The sequence below is a fragment of the Thermus albus genome (genome assembly GCF_022760855.1).
GTDB lineage: Bacteria > Deinococcota > Deinococci > Deinococcales > Thermaceae > Thermus > Thermus albus.
The window spans coordinates 40,965-57,603 of the sequence record NZ_JAKTNR010000001.1; the positions used below are offsets into that span (position 1 = coordinate 40,965).

Here is a 16,639-nt window from a genome sequence, read left to right on the forward strand (position 1 = left end):
TTATCCTAACTCCAGGATCAGCTTGGGGCGGAAGCCCAGGGCGTCGGCGGCCACCAGGTGGAGGGGGATGCCTTGGTACTCCTGGGGAAGCCTTTCCGGATCCGCCCCGTGGAGGTGGCCGTAGACGATGGCCTGGGGTTTGGCCTCCAGGGCCAGCTCCAAAAGGGGGGTGGCCTCTCCCTTAGGGCCAAAGGGGGGGAAGTGAAAGGCCACCACCAGCTGGCGGTAGGGCTTGTCCTTCAGATCCTGCAAGGAGAGCTTAAGCCTTTCCACCTCTCGGGCGAAGATCCTTTCGTCCTCCGGGGTAGGGGGTGGGTACTGCCAGCCCCTAGTGCCCGCCACCCCCACCCCTTCCAACACCAGGGCGTCGTTTTGTAGGGCGTACATACCCTGGGGCAGGACCGCCCTTAAGCGGCTTATGGAGGGCCACCAGTAGTCGTGGTTGCCCTTTAGAAGCACTTTTTTTCCCGGTAAGGCGGCCAGGTCTAGAAGGTCGGGTAAGGCCTCCCCTAGGCGCATGGCCCAGGAGATATCCCCGGGTACGATCACCAGGTCTTCCGGGCCCACCACCTCCCGCCAGCCCCGAAAGAAGGCCTCCGGGTGGCCCTGCCAGTTTTGGCCGAAGATGGTCATGGGTTTGGGGTGGAGGCGGGAGAGGTGGGGGTCGGCGATGGCGAAGACCCGCATGGGCCATAGCGTACCCTATGGGTATGGAAAAGGCGGAGGCTATGGCCTACGCCCTTAGGCTCTTGGCCAGGCGGGCCTTGAGCCGGGCCCGCTTGCGGGAGAAGCTTCGGGACCGCTTTCCCGAAGGGGAGGTGGAAGGGGTCCTGGCCCGCCTCGAGGCCATGGGCTACCTGGATGACCGGGCCTTTGCGGAAGCCTTTGTGGCCAGTAGGCGGAAGTACGGTCCCCATAAGCTTCGCCACCTCCTAAGGGCCCAGGGGGTGGCGCAGGAGGTGGTGGAGGAAGTGCTTAGCGCCTATGGGGAGGAGGAGAACCTGGAGGCGGCCCTAAAGGTCCTCCGCCGCTACCCCCGCCGCCAGGACAAGGCCAAGGCGGTGCGCTTCCTCCAGGGCCGGGGTTTCCCCCTTTCCGTGGCCTTGGAGGCCTACCGGCTTGTCATGGAAGAGGAAACGGGGTAAAAAGAGCCCATGCCCGAGGTGCGTGCGGAACGCTTCATCCAGGCCCCGCCGGAAAAGGTGTATGCCCTGGCCAAGGACCTAGAGGGCCTTAAGCCCTACCTCAAGGAGGTGGAAAGCCTCAAGGTCCTTTCCCAAGAGGGAAACCGCACCAAAAGTGAGTGGGTGGCGGTGGCCATGGGAAAGAAGGTGCGTTGGCTGGAGGAGGAGGAGTGGGACGACCAAAACCTTAAAAACCGCTTCTACTCCCCCGAGGGGGACTTTGACCGCTACGAGGGCACCTGGGTCTTCCTGCCGGAAGGGGGGGGCACCCGGGTGGTCTTGAGCCTCACCTACGAGCTCACCATCCCCCTCTTCGGCGGGCTTCTGCAGAAGCTGGTGCAAAAGCTCATGCAGGAAAACGTGGAAAGCCTCCTTAAAGGCCTCGAGGAACGGGTCCTGGCCTCCTAGTTGCGCACGGGGCCCTTTTGCTCTACCATGGGCCTGAAGCCGCCCATGTCCTTCCAAAGCAGGGTGGCCCAGGAGCTTTCAGGAGGTCAAAGTGGAAACGTTGCGCGTGTCTTCCAAGTCCCGCCCCAACTCCGTGGCCGGCGCCATAGCAGCGCTTTTGCGCACCAAGGGAGAGGTGGAGGTACAGGCCATCGGGCCCCAGGCGGTAAACCAGGCGGTGAAGGCCATCGCCATCGCCCGCGGGTACATCGCCCCCGATAACCTGGACCTGGTGGTGAAGCCGGCCTTCGTCAAGTTGGACCTGGAGAACGAGGAGCGGACCGCCCTAAAGTTCAGCATCAAGGCCCATCCCCTGGAGTCTTGAGGCCGGAAAGCCCCAGGGCCTTGGCCGTTCGCGTCCTGCTGGAGGTGGGGCGGGGCGGCAGGGCCCAGCTGCTATTGGACCGGTTCCTGGACCGCCTGGCGTGGCCAGAGCGGGATAAGGCCTACACCACCCACCTGGTCTACGGGACTTTGCGGCACCTGCGGCTTTTGGACTTTCTCCTAGAGCCTCTCTTGTCCAAGCCCGATAGGCTTCCCGCCGCCGTGCGTTGGATCCTGCGCCTGGGAGCCTGGGAATGGCTTTCCGGCAAGGCGGACCATGCCCGGGTGAGCCCCTGGGTGGAAGAGACCAAGAGGATCTATCCCCGCCTGGCTGGCCTGGTCAACGCCGTGCTCCGGCACCTCCAGCCCCGGGAGGCCCCGCAGTGCGTGCGCCTAAGCCTCCCCGAATGGCTTTGCCAGGCCTGGAAGACGTATTTTGGGGGTCTGGACTTCGCCCAGGGGTTTAACGAACCCGCCCCCCTCTTCGTCACCGCCTACCGTCCGGTGCCAGGACTAAGGCCTGGCCCCATTCCCGACAGTTACCTTTGGGAGGGCCCTAAGACGGACTTTTCCGCTTTGGGCCTTCAGCCGCAGAACCCGGCTTCCCTCTTTGCCGTCCAGCTCCTGAACCCAGCCCCGGGGGAGAAGGTTTTGGACCTCTGCGGCGGTGCGGGGATAAAGGCTTTTTATCTTGCCGCTAAGGGAGCGGAGGTGGTCTCCTACGACCTGAATCGCGGACGTCAGGAGGCGGGCCAGAGGACGGCGAAAAGGCTCGGCCTACGGGTTTCCTACCGAACCCAAGACCTCACGGAGCCCATCCCCGAGCGGGCCGCCAAGGTCCTCCTGGACGCCCCTTGCACGGGTACCGGCACCTTTCGCTCCCATCCCGAGCTGCGCTATCGCCTGGCTCCCGAAGACCCCAGGCGTATGGCGGAGTTGCAGCTCATGCTCCTGGAGACTGCCGCCCAGGCCACGGAGGAAGGAGGGGTGCTGGTCTATAGCGTTTGCACCCTAACGGAGGAGGAAGGGGAAGGGGTGGCCAGGGCCTTCCTTGCGGACCATCCGGAGTTCGTGCCCGAGCCCATCCTGTGCCCCTTGCCCGTGCTTAAGGCGGGGCTCGGGGTCTACGTGGCCCCGGAAGGGGGGTTGGATGGGTTCTATTACCTCCGCCTGAGGAAGGTAAACTCTAGGGCATGAAGCTGGCGATCGTGGGCCTGGGCAAGATGGGGAAGAGCATCCTGAAGGGGGCCTTGGACCGGGGCTTCCTGAGGCCGGAGGAGGTGGGGGTGGTGGGCCGGACCCCGGAGCGCACCCGGGAGCTGGCCCAGGCCTTCGGCCTCCGCCCCCTGACCCTGAAGGAACTCGCCCAGGCGGAACGGGTGCTTCTTGCCGTCCAACCCCGGGATTTTCCCCATCTGGCCCCGGAGATGGCCCATCCCGGGGTGGGGTACATCTCCATCATGGCCGGGGTGTCCACCGCGGTGTTGGCCCGCAGGCTGGACACCCGGCGGGTGGTGCGGGCCATGCCCAACCTGGCGGCGGTAATCGGGGAGAGTTCCACGGCCCTCACCGCCTTAAAGGAGGCCCGGGAGGCAGGGGATTTGGCCTTCGCCCGGGCCCTCTTCGCCACGGTGGGGGATGTGTACGAGATCCCTGAGCACCTCTTTGACCCCTTTACCGCCATGTCCGCCTCGGCGCCCGCCTATCTGGCGGTGGTGGCCGAGGCCCTGGCGGATGCCGGGGTGAAGATGGGCATGCCTCGGGCCCTGGCCCTGCGCCTGGCGGCGGAGGCCTTGGCGGCCACGGGGGAGCTCCTAAAAAGCCGCCATCCCGCCCAGCTCAAGGACGAGGTGGCAAGCCCTGGGGGCACCACCATCCACGGCCTTCATGCCCTCGAGGCCCGGGCCTTAAGGGCCGCCTTCTACGAGGCGGTGGAGGCGGCCACCCGGCGGGGACATGAGTTGGGGGAGGCGGAGTAGAAAGGCCATGGGGTGCTCCGGGAGGCCGCAGGGATTCCGGTGTCTTTTGGCGCTGGCGGTCCTCCTTTCCTTGGCCCTGGGCCAGGTCCTTCCCCAGGCGGGTGGGCGGTACCGGTATTCCGACGGCGTGGTGCAGGAACTCGTGCCCACCCCGGAGGGCTTCCGCCTCCGCTACCTAAGGGAAGGGCGGGTTTTTCGGGAAGACCGGCTCAAGAGGGGATCCGAGGGGTTTGTTCTCCTCGGGGTGGGGTTGCCCGAGGGGTACTTCCCCTTTACGCCCCCTCTCCTGGTCTACCCCTCAAGGTTGGAGGTGGGGCTGGCCTGGGGGGGAAGCGCCCAGTTCCGCGGGCAACGGGTGGCCCTTTCCGCCCGGGTGGAGGGGATAGAAGGCGTGAGGGTAAAGGCCGGGGCCTTCAACGCTTATAGGGTGCGGGTGGCCTTTACCACGGAAAGGGGCGGCACGGACCTCAAGGAGCTCTTCTTGGTCCCGGGCCTGGGGGTGGTGGCCTACCGCACGGGAGGGTCCTGGGTGGAACTCTTAAGGCTTCCCGAGGCTCCTTAGAGCTGGGCCCTGAGGTAGTGGCGGAGGATCTCCCGGTACATGCGCAGGCGGTGAAGGAAGCCCGGTATGAGCCCCCGCTTTTCCTCCTTCATCACCTGGCTCACCCCAGTTAGGGGCAGATAAAGGACCCGCCAGCCCTCCCTTTTGGCGTGGCGGGTAAGGAGGAGTTCCAGGTCGTAGCGGGCCGCCTCGAGGCCCGGCACCCTCCTTAGCGCCTCCGTCCTTAGGGCCCGCTGCCCGGAAAGGAAGGGGGTGAGGCGCATGGCGAGATCCGTGGAAAACCGGCCCCCTTGGAAGACCCCCACGGTCATCTCCGCCTTACCCTCCAAAACCGGGGCCAGAAGGGCATGGAGGTGCTCTGCCTTTAGCCCCACCAGGTCGGCGTCCAGGAGGAGGACGAAGGGGGTGGTAACCTTCTTAAGCCCTTGGGCCACGGCGCCCCCTTTGCCCCGGTTTTGGCCAAGGCGCACCACCTGGGCCCCGGCCTTGGCGGCTTCCTCAGAGGTGGCGTCCTGGGAACCGTCGTCGGCCACCACCACGGGAAACCCCGCCTCCTTGGCCACCTTTACCACCCGGGCCACGGTGGCCTCTTCGTTGTAGGCGGGGATGAGGGCCGTGGCCTCCATCTAGCCTCCCAGTAGCCTTCTTAGGTCCTGGAAGGTGACCAGGATGACCAGGAGGATGAGGAAGAGAAAGCCCAGGTAGTGGACCATGGCCTCCTGCTCAGGCCGGATGCGGAGGAAGCGGGAGAGGAAGAGGATCAGGATCCGCCCTCCATCCAAGGCGGGGATGGGCAGGAGGTTGAAAAGGGCCAAGGAGAGGTTGATGGCCACGGTGAGCTCCAGGAGCCGGAAAAGCCCTTCCTGGGCGGCCCGGCCCGTCTCGGCCACGATGCCCACGGGACCCACCACCCCGCTATCCGGGTTTCCGGCAAGCACCCCCAAAAGCCCCCCCACCAAGGCCTTCACCATCTGGGGCCCAAAGGCCAGGGTGCGGCCCACGGCAAGGCCAAGCCCCTCCAGGAGACCCACTTTGCGGAAGGCCACCTCCGGCTGGTACACCACCCCCAGCCGCTCCATCCCTTCTTGCCAGGTAAGGGAAAGGCTCACCTCCTTTCCCTCCCGCAGGACCGTGAGGGTATGGGTCCCCGGGGTCTTCACCCGCTCAATCTCTTGGGCCCGGGTGAGGGGTTGGCCATCCACGGCCAGCAGGAGGTCCCCGGGTTTTAGACCGGCCGCCTCCGCCACGCTTCCCGGAAGGACTTCCATGATGGCCGCTCTGCCCGTGGCCTGGGGTACCCCCTGGGCGGTAAAGAGGAAGGCCAGAAGCCCCCAGGCCAAGAGGACGTTCATCACCACCCCAGCCACCAGGACCAAGAGCTTCCCCGCAAAGGGAAGGGCGTCGTACCCCCGGCCCCGCTCCTCGGGGAGGAGGCCCTCGATGTCCGCATACCCCCCCAGGGGAATGGCGGAAAGCCGCCACTCCGTGCCCCAGGCCTGGCGCTTCCACAGGATGGGACCGAAGCCCAGGCTGAAGGCCTTGACCCGCACCCCTTGGACCCGGGCCGCCAGGTAGTGTCCCAGTTCGTGCACAAAGATGCTGACCCCGATGATGATCAGAAACCAGATCAAGCTCATGTCCACCTCTTGGCCTCCTCCCGGGCCCAGGCGTCCACGGCGAAGAGGTTCTCCCATGTTAGGGGAAGGGAAGGGGTGTTTTCCAGGACCTGGGCCAGGATTTTGGGGATGTGGGGGAAGGGTATCCGGCCGGCCAAAAATGCCTCCACCGCCACCTCGTCGGCGGCGGAAACGGCCACCTGGGCCACCCCGCCCCGCCTTCCCGCCTCGTAGGCCACCTTTAGGGCGGGGAAACGGTTTAGGTCTGGCTCCAAAAACTCCAGCTCCCCGGGGAGGGGAAGATTCCTAAGAGGGGTTTCCGCCCGCTCGGGGTAGGTGAGGGCGTACTGGATGGGAAGGCGCATGTCCGTGGGGCCCAGTTGGGCCTTAAGGCTTCCGTCCACAAAGCGCACAAGGCCATGCACGTAGGCCTGAGGGTGGACCAAAACTTTGATCCCCTCCAAGGGAAAGCGGAAGAGCTCCTTGGCCTCGAGGACCTCCAGGCCCTTGTTGAAGAGGGTGGCGGAGTCTATCGTCACCTTAGGGCCCATGCGCCAGCGGGGGTGGTTTAGGGCCATTTCCGGGGTGACCTGGGAGAGGTCTTGCGGCTCCCTTAGGAAAGGTCCGCCGCTGGCCGTCAGAATGAGCTCGGCCACGTCCTCCCGCCTCTCCCCTAAAAGGGCCTGGAAGAGGGCCGAGTGCTCCGAGTCCACGGGGAGGATCTCGGCCCCATGGGCCTCCACCTCCTGCCAGAGGAGGGGCCCGGCGGCCACCATGGCCTCCTTGTTGGCCAGGGCGATGCGCTTGCCCGTCTGGGCCGCCACCCGGGTGGGGGAAAGCCCCGCAAGCCCGGGGATGGCGGCTACCGCTACCTCGGCCTCCAAGGCGGCCACTTCCTCGGGGGAGGCCAGCTTAAGCCAGGGGAAACGGGACTTGAGCTCCCCGTGAAGGCTTTTGTCCGCCGCCACCAGGGAAGGCCGCCACTCAGCGATCTGCTGGGAAAGCGTCTCCAGGTTCTTCCCGGCGGCCAGGCCCACCACCCGGTAGCCCTGCCAGCGGCAGACCTCGAGGGCCTGCCGCCCGATGGAGCCTGTGGAGCCCAAAACGATGACCCGTTTCATGTGAAGAGCACCACCAGAAAGTAGGTGAGGGGGAAGGTAAAGAGGAGGCTGTCAATCCGATCCAAAAGCCCCCCATGCCCCGGCAGGAAGCGCCCCGAGTCCTTGACCCCGCAGTAGCGCTTCAGCATGGACTCCACCAGGTCCCCAAGCTGGGCCGCCAGGGAGAGGAGGAGGCTGAAAAGCCAAAGCTCCAAAAGCCCGAAGGGAAATACCTCCCGCACCAGGCTCGTGTAGAGGACCAGGGCCAAAAAGCTCACGGCGATGCCCCCCAAGGAGCCCTCCACCGTTTTCCCGGGGGAGATCTCCGGGGCCAGCTTCTGCTGGCCCAACGTTCGGCCCACGAAGTAGGCCCCGATGTCGGTGGCAAAGCTGGCCACCAAGGGGAGGGAGAGGGTCCAAAGGCCCAGGGTACTGTCTGGGAGCTCACGCAACAGGGGGACGTATCCCAGGGTCCAGGGCAGGTACAAGAAGGCGAATAGGGTAAAGGCAAAGCGGGTGAGGTCTGCGCCCTTTAGGAGCTCATAGCTGAAACTGCCCAAGAGGAAAAGCCCCAGGGCCACCTCCCGCCAGGGCACCTGGGGGAAGTGCCAGTAGACTGGGGGCAAGGAGAAAAGGAAGAGGAGCACCCCTCCGCCCAGCAAAAAGGGCAGGTTCAGACCTATGCCCCGTTTGGCCAGCATGTCCCGTAGCTCCAGACTCCCCAGCCAAAGGACGAAAACCAGGGTGGGGAGGATTAAGGGCAAGCCGGCCCACAGCACCCATAGGAGGATAAGGGCCCCTACCAGGGCGGAAAGGACGCGGGTGGGAAGATCCTCCTTCCCCTCCATCACCCCTCCTTCCCTAGGGGCCCGGGGGCGAGGGGGCGATGACCTTTGGGCAAACCGGCCACAGCAGACCAAAGATGGGACCCAGGGGCTCTTAGCCCAGGATCTCCTCTTCCTTCTTCTCCAAAAGCTCGTCCACCTTGGCGATAAACTCGTCGGTGATCTTTTGGATTTCGGTTTCTGCTCGCTTGGTGTCGTCCTCGGAAAGGTGGAGTTCCTTGGAAAGTTTCTTGAGTTTTTCCAAGGCCTCGCGCCGGAGGTTACGGATGGCGATCCGGCCCTCCTCGGCGTAGTGGCGGGCGGTCTTCACCAGCTCCTTGCGCCTTTCCTCGGTGAGGGGAGGGATGTTGATGTACAGGGCATCCCCCTTGTTGGCGGGGTTCAGGCCCAGGTCGGAGTCGCGGATGGCCTTTTCTATGGCCTTTAGGGCGTTTTGGTCCCAGGACTGCACCACCAGGGTCTTGGCGTCGGGAGCGGTGACGGTGGCGATCTGGTTCAGGGGCACATGGGTGCCGTAGTACTCCACCTTGAGGTGGAGGAGAAGGGCAGGGTTGGCCCGCCCGGTGCGCAGGCCCGCCAGGTTGTGCTCCAGGGCCTCGAGGCTCTTTTGCATGTGCGCCCGCGTTTCTGCGTAGAGTTCTTTCAGGCTCATGGCACCTCCTTCAGGTGTGGATCAGGGTACCCACCTTTTCCCCCTGGATGATACCCACCAAGGCGCCCGGTTTAAAGATGTCAAAGACCACGATGGGAAGCCCGGCCTCCATGCACAGGGTGATGGCGGTGGTGTCCATGACCTGTAGACCCCGGTTCAAGACCTCCAGGTAGGTGAGCTCGTCAAAGCGCACCGCATTTGGGTTTTTACGGGGGTCATCGGAGTAGACCCCGTCCACCTTGTTCTTGGCCATCAGGACCACCTCGGCCCCCACCTCCAAGGCCCTTAGGGCGGCGGCGGTGTCCGTGGAGAAGAAGGGGTTGCCCGTTCCCCCCCCAAAGATGACGATGCGCTCCTTCTCCAGGTGGCGCAGGGCCCGCCTGCGGATGTAGGGCTCGGCCACCTGGGTGATGGTGAGGGCCGTCTGGACCCGGGTGGGAATGCCCAGGGATTCCAGGGCGTCCTGGAGGGCCAGGGCGTTCATGATGGTGGCCAGCATGCCGATGTAGTCGGCGGTAGCCCGGTCCATGCCCACACCCTGGCGGGCACCCCGCCAAAGGTTCCCAGCCCCAATCACGATGGCTAGCTGGACCCCGGTGTCGTAGGCGGCCTTGATCTCCTTGGCCAGAGCTTTGGTGGCCTCGGGCTCAATGCCGAAGCCATTTTGGGTCAGAAACTCGCCGGAAAGCTTGAGGAGAACCCGTTTGTACTTCATGGCCTTAGCAAAACCGGGGCCCTCTTAAAAAAGGCCCCGGATCTTCCCCGCGACTCACGCCCTTGTTCCTTACGGGGTACGCTTCCATAGCCTTGGATTTGCCGGGGTGCCCACCCTGGCAGGGCCAGGGTGGGGTGACCCTACGCCCCCAGCTCAAAGCGGCAGAAGCGCCGCACCACAATGTTTTCCCCAGTCTTGGCGATGGCCTCCTGGATGAGCTCCCTCACCCGGACCTTGTCGTCCTTGACAAAAGGCTGTTCCAGAAGCGCCACCTCCTCCAGGTACTTCTTCAGGCGGCCTTCGGCGATCTTCTCGGCGATCTGGGCCGGCTTGCCCTCGTTAAGGGCCGCCTGGATGTAGATCTGCCGCTCCTTCTCCAGCTCTTCGGCGGGGATCTCCTCGGCGGAGACATAGCGGGGGTTCATCATGGCGATGTGCATGGCCAGGTCTTTGGCCAGGTTCTGGAAGATCTCGTTCCGGGCCACGAAGTCCGTTTCGCAGTTGAGTTCCACCAGGACCCCCACCCGTTGGTTGTGGTGGATGTAGTGGCCGATGACCCCTTCCCTAGCCTCCCGTTCCGCTTTTTTGGCCGCCTTCATGGCCCCCCGCTCCCGGAGGAGCTGGACGGCCTTTTCCTCGTTCCAACCGGCGTCCTCGAGGGCCTTCTTCACGTCCATCATGCCGGCCCCCGTGGCCTCGCGCAGCTTTTTGATGAGTTCCATCTGGCTCATGCTTCCACCTCGTCCTCGTCAATGTCGGATGCGGTTTGGGACTGGGATTCGGCCCTTTCCGCCTCCTCGACCAGGGCGTAGGAGGGGGAGGGCTCCACCACCCCGCCCCGGGCCTGGATGATGAGGTCCACCGCCCGGGAGACGATGAGCTGGATGGAACGGATGGCGTCGTCGTTGCCGGGGATGATGTAGTCCACCAGCTCGGGATCGGAGTCGGTATCCGCCAGGGCCACCACGGGGATGAAGAGCTTGCGGGCTTCCCGGACGGCGATGGCCTCCTTGGTGGGGTCCACCACGAAGACGGCGTCAGGAAGGCGCTTCAGACGCCGGAAACCCGAAAGGTACTTCTGCAGGCGCTCCAGCTCGTGCTTCAGACGTACCTGTTCCTTCTTGGGCCGGTCCTGGATCTCTGGGGAAGCGAAGAGGTTCTCCAGCTCCTCCAGGCGGTTTACCCGCTGGGAGATGGTCTTGAAGTTGGTGAGCATCCCACCCAGCCAGCGCTGGTTCACGTAGGGCATCCCCGCCCGTTCCGCTTCCATGCGGATGATGTCCTGGGCCTGTTTCTTGGTGCCCACGAAGAGGATGGTGCCTCCCCGCATGGCCAGGTCCTCGAGGAAGCGGAAGGTGCGCTCCAGCTCCACCATGGTCTTCTGCAGGTCAATGATGTGGATGCCGTTGCGCTCCGCGTAGATGTAGCGCCCGAACTTGGGGTTCCAGCGCTTACGCTCGTGACCGAAGTGAACCCCTGCCTCAAGAAGCTCCTTAACGCTGATGTTTACAGGCATATTCCTCCCGTTCGGGGAAGGTTGGGCTTGGCGTTTCCCGTGCGCCGGCCTTTTTCCCACGGGACCTTCCCCTGCCCGTGGGCTGGCCCGGCACACCTCTCCGATTATAGAGGGAAGAGGGGCTTTGCGTAACCCCCCCTTTTGGGCTATACTCCCCTAGGCTTGGGGCGGTAGCTCAGAGGGAGAGCACCCGCCTTGCAAGCGGGAGGTCAGGGGTTCAAATCCCCTCCGCTCCACCAGGTCCAGGTACCCCCCCGGTAGCATGGCTGGGGGGGTACTTTTTACTGCTTACGGGGTGTGAGGCCCGGGGTGCGGACATCCCTGGGGTGGCGTTCTTTTGGTCTTCCCCCAGGGGGTAGGCCATGGCAGGATGGGGCCATGGGGCCCAGCCTGGTCTTCCTGGGAGGGGGAAACCGGGGTCTAGCCTATGCGCGTCACGCCCACGCCCTGGGCGCCCGCATCGTGGCGGTGGCGGACCCCCGGCCGTGGCGCCTGGCGGCCTTTCGCCGGGCCTTCGGGGTGGAAAGGACCTTTGCCGATTGGCGGGAGCTTTTGCAGGCCCCTCTTTTCGGGGAGGCTGCGGTGGTGGCCTTACCCGACCGCCTGCACGCCGAGGCTGCGGTGGCCCTCATGGAAAAGGGCTACCACCTTCTCCTGGAGAAGCCCATCGCTCCCACCTGGCGGGAGGTGGAAGGGGTGGCCGTGGCCAAGAGGCGCACGGGGCGCATGGTGGCCGTGGCCCACGTGCTGCGCTACACTCCCTACGCCCGGGCCCTGAGGGAACTGCTCAGGGAAGGGGCGGTGGGCGAGGTGGTTTCCGTCCAGCACCTGGAGCCGGTGGGCCACTGGCACTACGCCCACAGCTTCGTACGGGGAAACTGGCGGAAGGAGGCGGAGTCTAGCCCCTTTCTTCTGGCCAAGAGCGTCCACGACCTGGACTGGATCCTCTTCCTGCTGCCGGGGGAGGTGGCCCGGGTAGCCTCCTTCGGGGGGCTGTACCACTTCCGCCCCGAGAACCGGCCTCAGGGGGCGGCCAGCCGGTGCCTGGAATGCCCCAAGGAGGTGGAGGGGTCCTGCCCCTTTTCCGCCAAGCGCATTTATCTGGAGGCCTACGAAAAGGGGGAGCGGGGCTGGCCCCTGGACGTGGTGGCCTACCCGGTGACCTGGGAGAACCTGATGCAGGCCTTGAGGGAGGGCCCCTACGGGGAGTGTGTGTACCTGGGGAAGAACGACATGGCGGACCATCAGGTGGTGATGTTGGAATACCAGGACGGACGCACGGCCAGCCTGCATGTGGAGGGGTTGAGCCGGATGCGGTTTCGGGAGACCCGCATCTTTGGCACCCGGGGGGAGCTTTTTGGGGACGGGCGGCACCTCAGGCTCTACCGGTTCGGGGAGGGGGAGAGGGTTTATGACCTGGAGACCGAGGCGGAGGGTTCCATCCTTAGCGGGCACGGGGGTGGAGACTTTGGGCTGGTCCAGGCCTTCTTGCAAGCCCTGATCCGGGGTGACGAAGGCCCTCTGGAGCCCTTCTCCGAGGCGGTCCAGGCCCACCGGCTCACCTTCTTGGCGGAGGAGGCCAGGAGGGCCCGTAAGGTGGTCCAAGTGGAAATCCCCTTGCCCTAGAGGGCAAGGGGCCTTTGGCGGAGAGGGCGGGATTCGAACCCGCGAGGCAGGTTTAAGCCCGCCTACACGATTTCCAGTCGTGTCCCTTCAGCCACTCGGGCACCTCTCCAAGTGCCAAGCCTGAGTTTAACAAGGCCCGTTTTTAACGTCAAGTAAGCTGGTGCTGTGCGGGTGGTGGTGGCCCACGAGAACCTGGACTTTGACGCCCTGGGCTCCATGGTCCTGGCGGGCAAGCTGTTCCCTGGAAGCGTTCTGGCCTTGGTGGGAGGCCTCGAGGGGCCTCTAAAGGAGATCGCTCCCCTTTTGGAGGATCGTTTGGACCTGGTGCCAGCCTCGGAGGTCCCCTTGCAAAGGGTGACGGGGGTAATCCTGGTGGACAATGCCCGGCCCGAGCGCATCGGGCCCTTCAAGGCCTTGGTGGGCCGGGTTCCTTTTCTGGTGTTTGACCACCACCCCCGGGCCCCTGGGGATGTGCCGGCGGTGGGGGGTAGGGTGGCCCAGGTGGGGGCCACGGTGAGCCTTTTGGTGCCCCTTATTCGGGAGCGGGGCCTGACGCTTACACCTTTGGAGGCCACCTTGGCCTATGCGGGGATCTGGGAGGACACCGGGGGGTTTAGCTTTCCCTCCACCACGCCTCTGGACCTCGAGGCCGCCCATTTTCTGGCCCAGCAGGGTGCGGAGATCCCAAGGGTTCGGCAGTGGGTGCGGCCCCATATGGGGGAGGAAGCCCGGGAGGTGCTGAAGGCCCTGATGCGCACCGCCCGGGTGGTGAACCGGGAAGGCTTCCGCCTCCTCCTTTGCCAGGCCAAGGAGGAAGGGTACGTGCCCGCTTTGGCCCCTCTCGCCCATACCCTATTGGACCTCCACGAGGCCGATGGGGTCCTTTTGGTCCTGAAGCTGGGGCGGGAGGTTCTCCTCATTGCCCGGAGCCGGGAGCGGCTGGATGTGGGCCGCTGGCTTTCCCAGGTGGGGGGCGGGGGGCACCCTCGGGCGGCCTTCGCCCGGGTGCGGGGGGTGCGGAATGCGGTGAAGCGCCTTGTGGAGAGCCTTCCCCGGTACCTGGAGCCTGAGCCCACCTTGGGCGAGGTCATGACCTCGCCCGTGGAAACCCTGCGCCCCACCACGGTGCGGGAGGCCCTCCGGGTTCTGGAGGACCGCGGGTACGGGGCCATGCCGGTGGTGGTGCCTGTGGGGGGGGAAGGGGTGCGGATTTTGGGCCTAGCCCGCAGGCGGGACCTGAGGAAGGCGGAAAGGCTAGGTTTGGCAGAGCATCCCGTGGAAGGGTTTCTGGCCCGGGCCGTGGTCCTGCCTCCGGAAACCCCCCTTTCCCAGGTGGGGCCCTACCTGAAGGAGGGAGGAGGGCGGGTCCTGGTGGGAAAGCGGCATGGGGAGGGAGTGAGGCTTTTAGGCATCTTTACCCGGACCGACCTCTACCGGAAGAAGCCTTCCCGGGAGAAGCCCTTGGGAGAGCGGATTCTGGAGGCCTTGCCCGAGGGGGCCAGGCAGGTGGTCCTGGCCCTTAAGGAGGCCTTTTCCCAAGGGGTGTACCTGGTGGGCGGCGTGGTGCGGGATGCCCTTCTGGGCCGTTCTGGGCCGGATATAGACCTGGTTCTGGAACCGGGGGTAAAGGTGGGGGAGGTGGCCCGCTTCCTGGTGGAGCGCTTTGGAGGGAGCTTTGGCCTGCACTATGCCTTCGGCACTGCGCGGGTGCGCCTCTCTTTCGGCCTTGCCGTGGACCTGGCGGAAAGCCGGGAGGAGGTGTACCCCTACCCCGGGGCCCTGCCCCAGGTGCGCCCAGCCCCCATCGCCAAGGACCTGGAGAGGCGGGATTACACGGTGAACGCCATGGCTTTGTCCCTGGCCACCCTGGAGCTTTTGGATCCTTACGGGGGCCTCGAGGATCTTCAGGCCCGCCTACTTCGTCCCCTTCACCCCCTCTCCTTCGTGGAGGACCCTAGCCGCATCGTCCGAGGGGCACGCCTGGCTGCCCGCCTGGCCTTCCGCTTTTCCGAGGAGGCCTTGAAGGCCCTGCCTCCGGCCCTCCTGCCCGAGGTGCTGAAGACGGCCAGCAAAAGCCGGCTGAGAGACGAGCTTTTGCTCACGCTGGAGGAGGATACCTTCCTCGAGGCCCTCTCCCTCCTGGAAGAACTGGGAGCCCTGGGTCCCCTCTATGGGCTTAGGCTTCCACCACGGGAGCCCTTTGCCAGGCTTAGGTGGAGGTACCCCGAGGAGGAGGGAATCCCTTTAGAGCGGCTGAGGGTGGAAGCCCGCCTCCTCCTTCTCCTTTGCTTCCAGGAAAATCCCCTGGAGAAGGCCTTAGCCCTGGGGCTTCCCAAGCGGCTTCAGGAGGGCCTAGCCCTCTTGCTGAAGGGTTCCTGGAATGAGGTGGAAAAGGAAGCCCTGGCGAAGGAGCCCCTGCGAAGCGTTTTTTTGGCCCTTTTCCCCGAGAAGGAGGGCTGGCTTACGGAGAGGAGGCGGGTCCTCATGGGGCGGGATCTTTTGCAACTGGGCCTTAAGCCGGGCCCCAGGGTGGGGGAGATCCTGCGCCAGGTGGCCGAGGCCCGGGCTCGAGGCGAGGTGAGGACCTTTGAGGAGGAGCTGGCCTTAGCCCGTAGACTGATAGGCGATGGGTCTTTTTCCGTACCTCAATGACCCCCCGGTCTTCCTGGTGGCCTTCGCCTTTGCCGTTTTTGGCCTCGTGATCCACAACCTTTTCCAAGCCTACCTGGCAGACCGGTACGGGGATACGGCCCCCCGGCGCTACGGTTTCCTTTCCCTGGATCTCCGGGCCCACCTGGAGCCCTTGGGCCTAGTCCTGTTGGTCCTTCTGGGCTTCGGCTGGCCTCGGTTCGTGCCCACCGGCCTTCCGGGGAGGAAGGGGGCCATGGTGGCCCTCATGGGCCCGTTGGGTTTCCTTGTGGCCGCCTTCCTGTACGGCCTTCTCGCCCGCTTTTTGCCCTACCCCTTTGGGGAGGGGCTTTGGGTGGCCCAAAGGCTCCTGCTTCTGCACGCCGCCATTTACCTTTTCCCCGTGCCCCCTTTGGATGGGGCCAAGGCCCTTTATGCGGTGGGCGGGTATGAAGCCCGGCGTTTTCTGGATCAGGTGGCCTCATACGGGCCCCTGGGCTTTATCCTCATCTTCCTGGTCCTCTCGTTTACCGGGGTCACGGGCTCGGTGGTCCGGGGGCTGGCGGGGCTTCTGGAAACCTTTTATCGGGCTTTAGGGCTATGATCGGGCTTTGGCAGCAAGATCCCTTGGCCTTCGTACTGGCCTTTGCCGCCTTGGTCTTCAGCTTGGTTTTGCATGAGCTGGGCCACGCCTACGCCGCCTACCTCTTCGGTGACACCACGGCTAAGCGCCAAGGGCGGCTTACCCTTAACCCCTTGAAGCACCTGGACCCCTTGGGCACGGTGCTTCTTCTCCTGGTGGGCTTTGGCTGGGCCAGGCCGGTGCCCATCTATCCCCCGGCCTTCCGCTCCTACCGGCTGGGGCTTTTCGTGGTCTCCATCGCCGGGATCGTCATCAACCTGGTTTTGGCCGTGCTCTTCGCCCTTGTGGTGCGGGGGATCTTTGCCCTGGATCCTGTGGGGGTGGTCCTGACCCTAAGGGGAGAAGGGCAGACCCTATGGGGACTTTTGGCGCTGGCCGCCTTCTTCGCCAGCTCCATCAACCTGGTCCTGGCGGTCTTCAACCTCCTGCCCATTCCTCCCTTGGACGGCTCCAAAATCCTGCAAAGCCTTATGCCCCTTTCCTGGCAACCCCTTCTCTGGCGGCTGGAGCAGTACGCCTGGCTTTCCTTCCTCCTTATCCTTACGGTGTTGCGGGGGCCCATTCAGGAGGTGTTGCGTTTTGCCCGCAGGGTGTTCTTTGGCCTTTTCTTTGGCTAGACTGGGGCTATGCGCACCCTGAGCCTGGTGCTGGCCGTGCTGTCCCTTTTGTTACTGCTTCCGGCCCTTTTGCCCCTTGTGGGCTGGCTCAACTGGCTGGTTCTGCCCCTGGCCCTTTTGGCCGCCGGGCTTGGGGTGCTAGCCGGGGAGGAGCGAGCCTTTAGGCTAGGGTTTTGGTGATGATC

General features: G+C 64.9%; 20 protein-coding genes and 2 tRNA genes. 12 read left to right on the plus strand and 10 right to left on the minus strand.

Annotation, left to right across the window (positions count from 1 at the left end; all coding sequences use genetic code 11):
* Positions 1–687: a metallophosphoesterase gene (locus tag L0D18_RS00195; protein WP_243026657.1), complete on the minus strand. Its 687-nt coding sequence runs from the start codon at positions 685–687 to the stop codon at positions 1–3.
* A 17-nt stretch (positions 688–704) separates the two neighbouring features.
* On the opposite strand from L0D18_RS00195, the gene L0D18_RS00200 reads away from it, so the two are divergent.
* The 6 genes from L0D18_RS00200 to L0D18_RS00225 all read left to right on the plus strand — a co-directional run bounded on the left by L0D18_RS00200 (position 705) and on the right by L0D18_RS00225 (position 4,496).
* Positions 705–1,145 carry a regulatory protein RecX gene (locus L0D18_RS00200; RefSeq protein WP_243026658.1) on the plus strand — a complete coding sequence of 147 codons (441 nt, stop codon included), beginning with the start codon at positions 705–707 and terminating at the stop codon, positions 1,143–1,145.
* Between the two features lie 9 nt (positions 1,146–1,154).
* Positions 1,155–1,592, plus strand: coding sequence for a type II toxin-antitoxin system RatA family toxin (locus L0D18_RS00205; RefSeq protein ID WP_243026659.1), 438 nt, complete (start codon positions 1,155–1,157; stop codon positions 1,590–1,592).
* Positions 1,593–1,683: 91 nt separating this feature from the next.
* A complete protein-coding gene (locus L0D18_RS00210) occupies positions 1,684–1,956 on the plus strand; it encodes a stage V sporulation protein S (protein ID WP_014515944.1) in 273 nt (90 codons plus the stop codon).
* Positions 1,953–3,152: an RsmB/NOP family class I SAM-dependent RNA methyltransferase gene (locus tag L0D18_RS00215; protein ID WP_243026660.1), complete on the plus strand. Its 1,200-nt coding sequence runs from the start codon at positions 1,953–1,955 to the stop codon at positions 3,150–3,152. The genes L0D18_RS00210 and L0D18_RS00215 overlap by 4 nt, the downstream gene beginning before the upstream one ends.
* On the plus strand, positions 3,149–3,934 hold the full coding sequence (gene proC, locus L0D18_RS00220; protein ID WP_243026661.1) for a pyrroline-5-carboxylate reductase: 786 nt from the start codon (positions 3,149–3,151) through the stop codon (positions 3,932–3,934). Before L0D18_RS00215 ends, proC begins: the two co-directional genes overlap by 4 nt.
* Before the next feature lie 7 nt (positions 3,935–3,941).
* Positions 3,942–4,496, plus strand: a complete 555-nt coding sequence (locus L0D18_RS00225) for a hypothetical protein (RefSeq protein WP_243026662.1) — start codon at positions 3,942–3,944, stop codon at positions 4,494–4,496.
* On the opposite strand, the gene L0D18_RS00230 is transcribed toward L0D18_RS00225, so the two are convergent.
* From L0D18_RS00230 to rpsB, 8 genes are all read right to left on the minus strand, one after another.
* Positions 4,493–5,122: a glycosyltransferase family 2 protein gene (locus tag L0D18_RS00230; RefSeq protein WP_243026663.1), complete on the minus strand. Its 630-nt coding sequence runs from the start codon at positions 5,120–5,122 to the stop codon at positions 4,493–4,495. The genes L0D18_RS00225 and L0D18_RS00230 overlap by 4 nt on opposite strands.
* The gene (locus tag L0D18_RS00235; RefSeq protein WP_243026664.1) at positions 5,123–6,133 is read right to left on the minus strand and encodes a M50 family metallopeptidase; all 1,011 of its coding nucleotides are present in this window, start codon (positions 6,131–6,133) and stop codon (positions 5,123–5,125) included. It lies immediately after the preceding gene.
* Entirely contained in the window at positions 6,130–7,233 is a 1,104-nt protein-coding gene (gene dxr, locus L0D18_RS00240; protein WP_243026665.1) for a 1-deoxy-D-xylulose-5-phosphate reductoisomerase, read from the minus strand. The genes L0D18_RS00235 and dxr overlap by 4 nt, the downstream gene beginning before the upstream one ends.
* On the minus strand, positions 7,230–8,060 hold the full coding sequence (locus L0D18_RS00245; RefSeq protein WP_243026666.1) for a phosphatidate cytidylyltransferase: 831 nt from the start codon (positions 8,058–8,060) through the stop codon (positions 7,230–7,232). The genes dxr and L0D18_RS00245 overlap by 4 nt, the downstream gene beginning before the upstream one ends.
* 91 nt (positions 8,061–8,151) lie before the next feature.
* Entirely contained in the window at positions 8,152–8,709 is a 558-nt protein-coding gene (gene frr / locus L0D18_RS00250; RefSeq protein ID WP_243026667.1) for a ribosome recycling factor, read from the minus strand.
* 10 nt (positions 8,710–8,719) lie between these two features.
* Entirely contained in the window at positions 8,720–9,424 is a 705-nt protein-coding gene (pyrH, locus tag L0D18_RS00255) for a UMP kinase (RefSeq protein ID WP_243026668.1), read from the minus strand.
* Between the two features lie 140 nt (positions 9,425–9,564).
* A complete protein-coding gene (gene tsf, locus L0D18_RS00260; protein ID WP_243026669.1) occupies positions 9,565–10,155 on the minus strand; it encodes a translation elongation factor Ts in 591 nt (196 codons plus the stop codon).
* The gene (gene rpsB / locus L0D18_RS00265) at positions 10,152–10,940 is read right to left on the minus strand and encodes a 30S ribosomal protein S2 (RefSeq protein WP_243026670.1); all 789 of its coding nucleotides are present in this window, start codon (positions 10,938–10,940) and stop codon (positions 10,152–10,154) included. The genes tsf and rpsB overlap by 4 nt, the downstream gene beginning before the upstream one ends.
* Before the next feature lie 164 nt (positions 10,941–11,104).
* On the opposite strand from rpsB, the gene L0D18_RS00270 reads away from it, so the two are divergent.
* Together L0D18_RS00270 and L0D18_RS00275 are read left to right on the plus strand one after the other, a co-directional pair.
* Positions 11,105–11,179: transfer RNA gene (locus L0D18_RS00270), tRNA-Ala, on the plus strand.
* A 139-nt stretch (positions 11,180–11,318) separates the two neighbouring features.
* Positions 11,319–12,566 carry a Gfo/Idh/MocA family protein gene (locus tag L0D18_RS00275; RefSeq protein WP_243026671.1) on the plus strand — a complete coding sequence of 416 codons (1,248 nt, stop codon included), beginning with the start codon at positions 11,319–11,321 and terminating at the stop codon, positions 12,564–12,566.
* A gap of 15 nt (positions 12,567–12,581) precedes the next feature.
* Here the strand turns inward: L0D18_RS00275 and L0D18_RS00280 are convergent.
* A tRNA-Ser gene (locus L0D18_RS00280) sits at positions 12,582–12,675 on the minus strand.
* Between the two features lie 56 nt (positions 12,676–12,731).
* Here L0D18_RS00280 and L0D18_RS00285 point away from each other — a divergent pair.
* The 4 genes from L0D18_RS00285 to L0D18_RS00300 are packed head-to-tail and all read left to right on the plus strand — an operon-like array spanning position 12,732 to position 16,634.
* Positions 12,732–15,218 (plus strand): CBS domain-containing protein, encoded by a 2,487-nt coding sequence (locus L0D18_RS00285; RefSeq protein WP_243026672.1) that lies wholly within the window; start codon positions 12,732–12,734, stop codon positions 15,216–15,218.
* Positions 15,193–15,798, plus strand: coding sequence for a site-2 protease family protein (locus tag L0D18_RS00290; RefSeq protein ID WP_243026673.1), 606 nt, complete (start codon positions 15,193–15,195; stop codon positions 15,796–15,798). The genes L0D18_RS00285 and L0D18_RS00290 overlap by 26 nt, the downstream gene beginning before the upstream one ends.
* The gene (locus L0D18_RS00295; RefSeq protein ID WP_243026674.1) at positions 15,795–16,454 is read left to right on the plus strand and encodes a site-2 protease family protein; all 660 of its coding nucleotides are present in this window, start codon (positions 15,795–15,797) and stop codon (positions 16,452–16,454) included. Before L0D18_RS00290 ends, L0D18_RS00295 begins: the two co-directional genes overlap by 4 nt.
* 9 nt (positions 16,455–16,463) lie before the next feature.
* Positions 16,464–16,634 (plus strand): hypothetical protein, encoded by a 171-nt coding sequence (locus L0D18_RS00300; protein WP_243026675.1) that lies wholly within the window; start codon positions 16,464–16,466, stop codon positions 16,632–16,634.
* Positions 16,635–16,639 lie beyond the last annotated feature (5 nt).

Excerpts from the sequence above, each read along its gene's own strand:
- L0D18_RS00195 (WP_243026657.1), bottom strand. The coding sequence starts at position 687 with ATGCGGGTCTTCGCCATCGCCGACCCCCACCTCTCCCGCCTCCACCCC.
- L0D18_RS00200 (WP_243026658.1), top strand. The coding sequence starts at position 705 with ATGGGTATGGAAAAGGCGGAGGCTATGGCCTACGCCCTTAGGCTCTTG.
- L0D18_RS00205 (WP_243026659.1), top strand. The coding sequence starts at position 1,155 with ATGCCCGAGGTGCGTGCGGAACGCTTCATCCAGGCCCCGCCGGAAAAG.
- proC (WP_243026661.1), top strand. The coding sequence starts at position 3,149 with ATGAAGCTGGCGATCGTGGGCCTGGGCAAGATGGGGAAGAGCATCCTG.
- L0D18_RS00225 (WP_243026662.1), top strand. The coding sequence starts at position 3,942 with ATGGGGTGCTCCGGGAGGCCGCAGGGATTCCGGTGTCTTTTGGCGCTG.
- L0D18_RS00230 (WP_243026663.1), bottom strand. The coding sequence starts at position 5,122 with ATGGAGGCCACGGCCCTCATCCCCGCCTACAACGAAGAGGCCACCGTG.
- L0D18_RS00235 (WP_243026664.1), bottom strand. The coding sequence starts at position 6,133 with ATGAGCTTGATCTGGTTTCTGATCATCATCGGGGTCAGCATCTTTGTG.
- dxr (WP_243026665.1), bottom strand. The coding sequence starts at position 7,233 with ATGAAACGGGTCATCGTTTTGGGCTCCACAGGCTCCATCGGGCGGCAG.
- L0D18_RS00245 (WP_243026666.1), bottom strand. The coding sequence starts at position 8,060 with ATGGAGGGGAAGGAGGATCTTCCCACCCGCGTCCTTTCCGCCCTGGTA.
- frr (WP_243026667.1), bottom strand. The coding sequence starts at position 8,709 with ATGAGCCTGAAAGAACTCTACGCAGAAACGCGGGCGCACATGCAAAAG.
- pyrH (WP_243026668.1), bottom strand. The coding sequence starts at position 9,424 with ATGAAGTACAAACGGGTTCTCCTCAAGCTTTCCGGCGAGTTTCTGACC.
- tsf (WP_243026669.1), bottom strand. The coding sequence starts at position 10,155 with ATGAGCCAGATGGAACTCATCAAAAAGCTGCGCGAGGCCACGGGGGCC.
- rpsB (WP_243026670.1), bottom strand. The coding sequence starts at position 10,940 with ATGCCTGTAAACATCAGCGTTAAGGAGCTTCTTGAGGCAGGGGTTCAC.
- L0D18_RS00275 (WP_243026671.1), top strand. The coding sequence starts at position 11,319 with ATGGGGCCCAGCCTGGTCTTCCTGGGAGGGGGAAACCGGGGTCTAGCC.
- L0D18_RS00290 (WP_243026673.1), top strand. The coding sequence starts at position 15,193 with ATGGGTCTTTTTCCGTACCTCAATGACCCCCCGGTCTTCCTGGTGGCC.
- L0D18_RS00295 (WP_243026674.1), top strand. The coding sequence starts at position 15,795 with ATGATCGGGCTTTGGCAGCAAGATCCCTTGGCCTTCGTACTGGCCTTT.
- L0D18_RS00300 (WP_243026675.1), top strand. The coding sequence starts at position 16,464 with ATGCGCACCCTGAGCCTGGTGCTGGCCGTGCTGTCCCTTTTGTTACTG.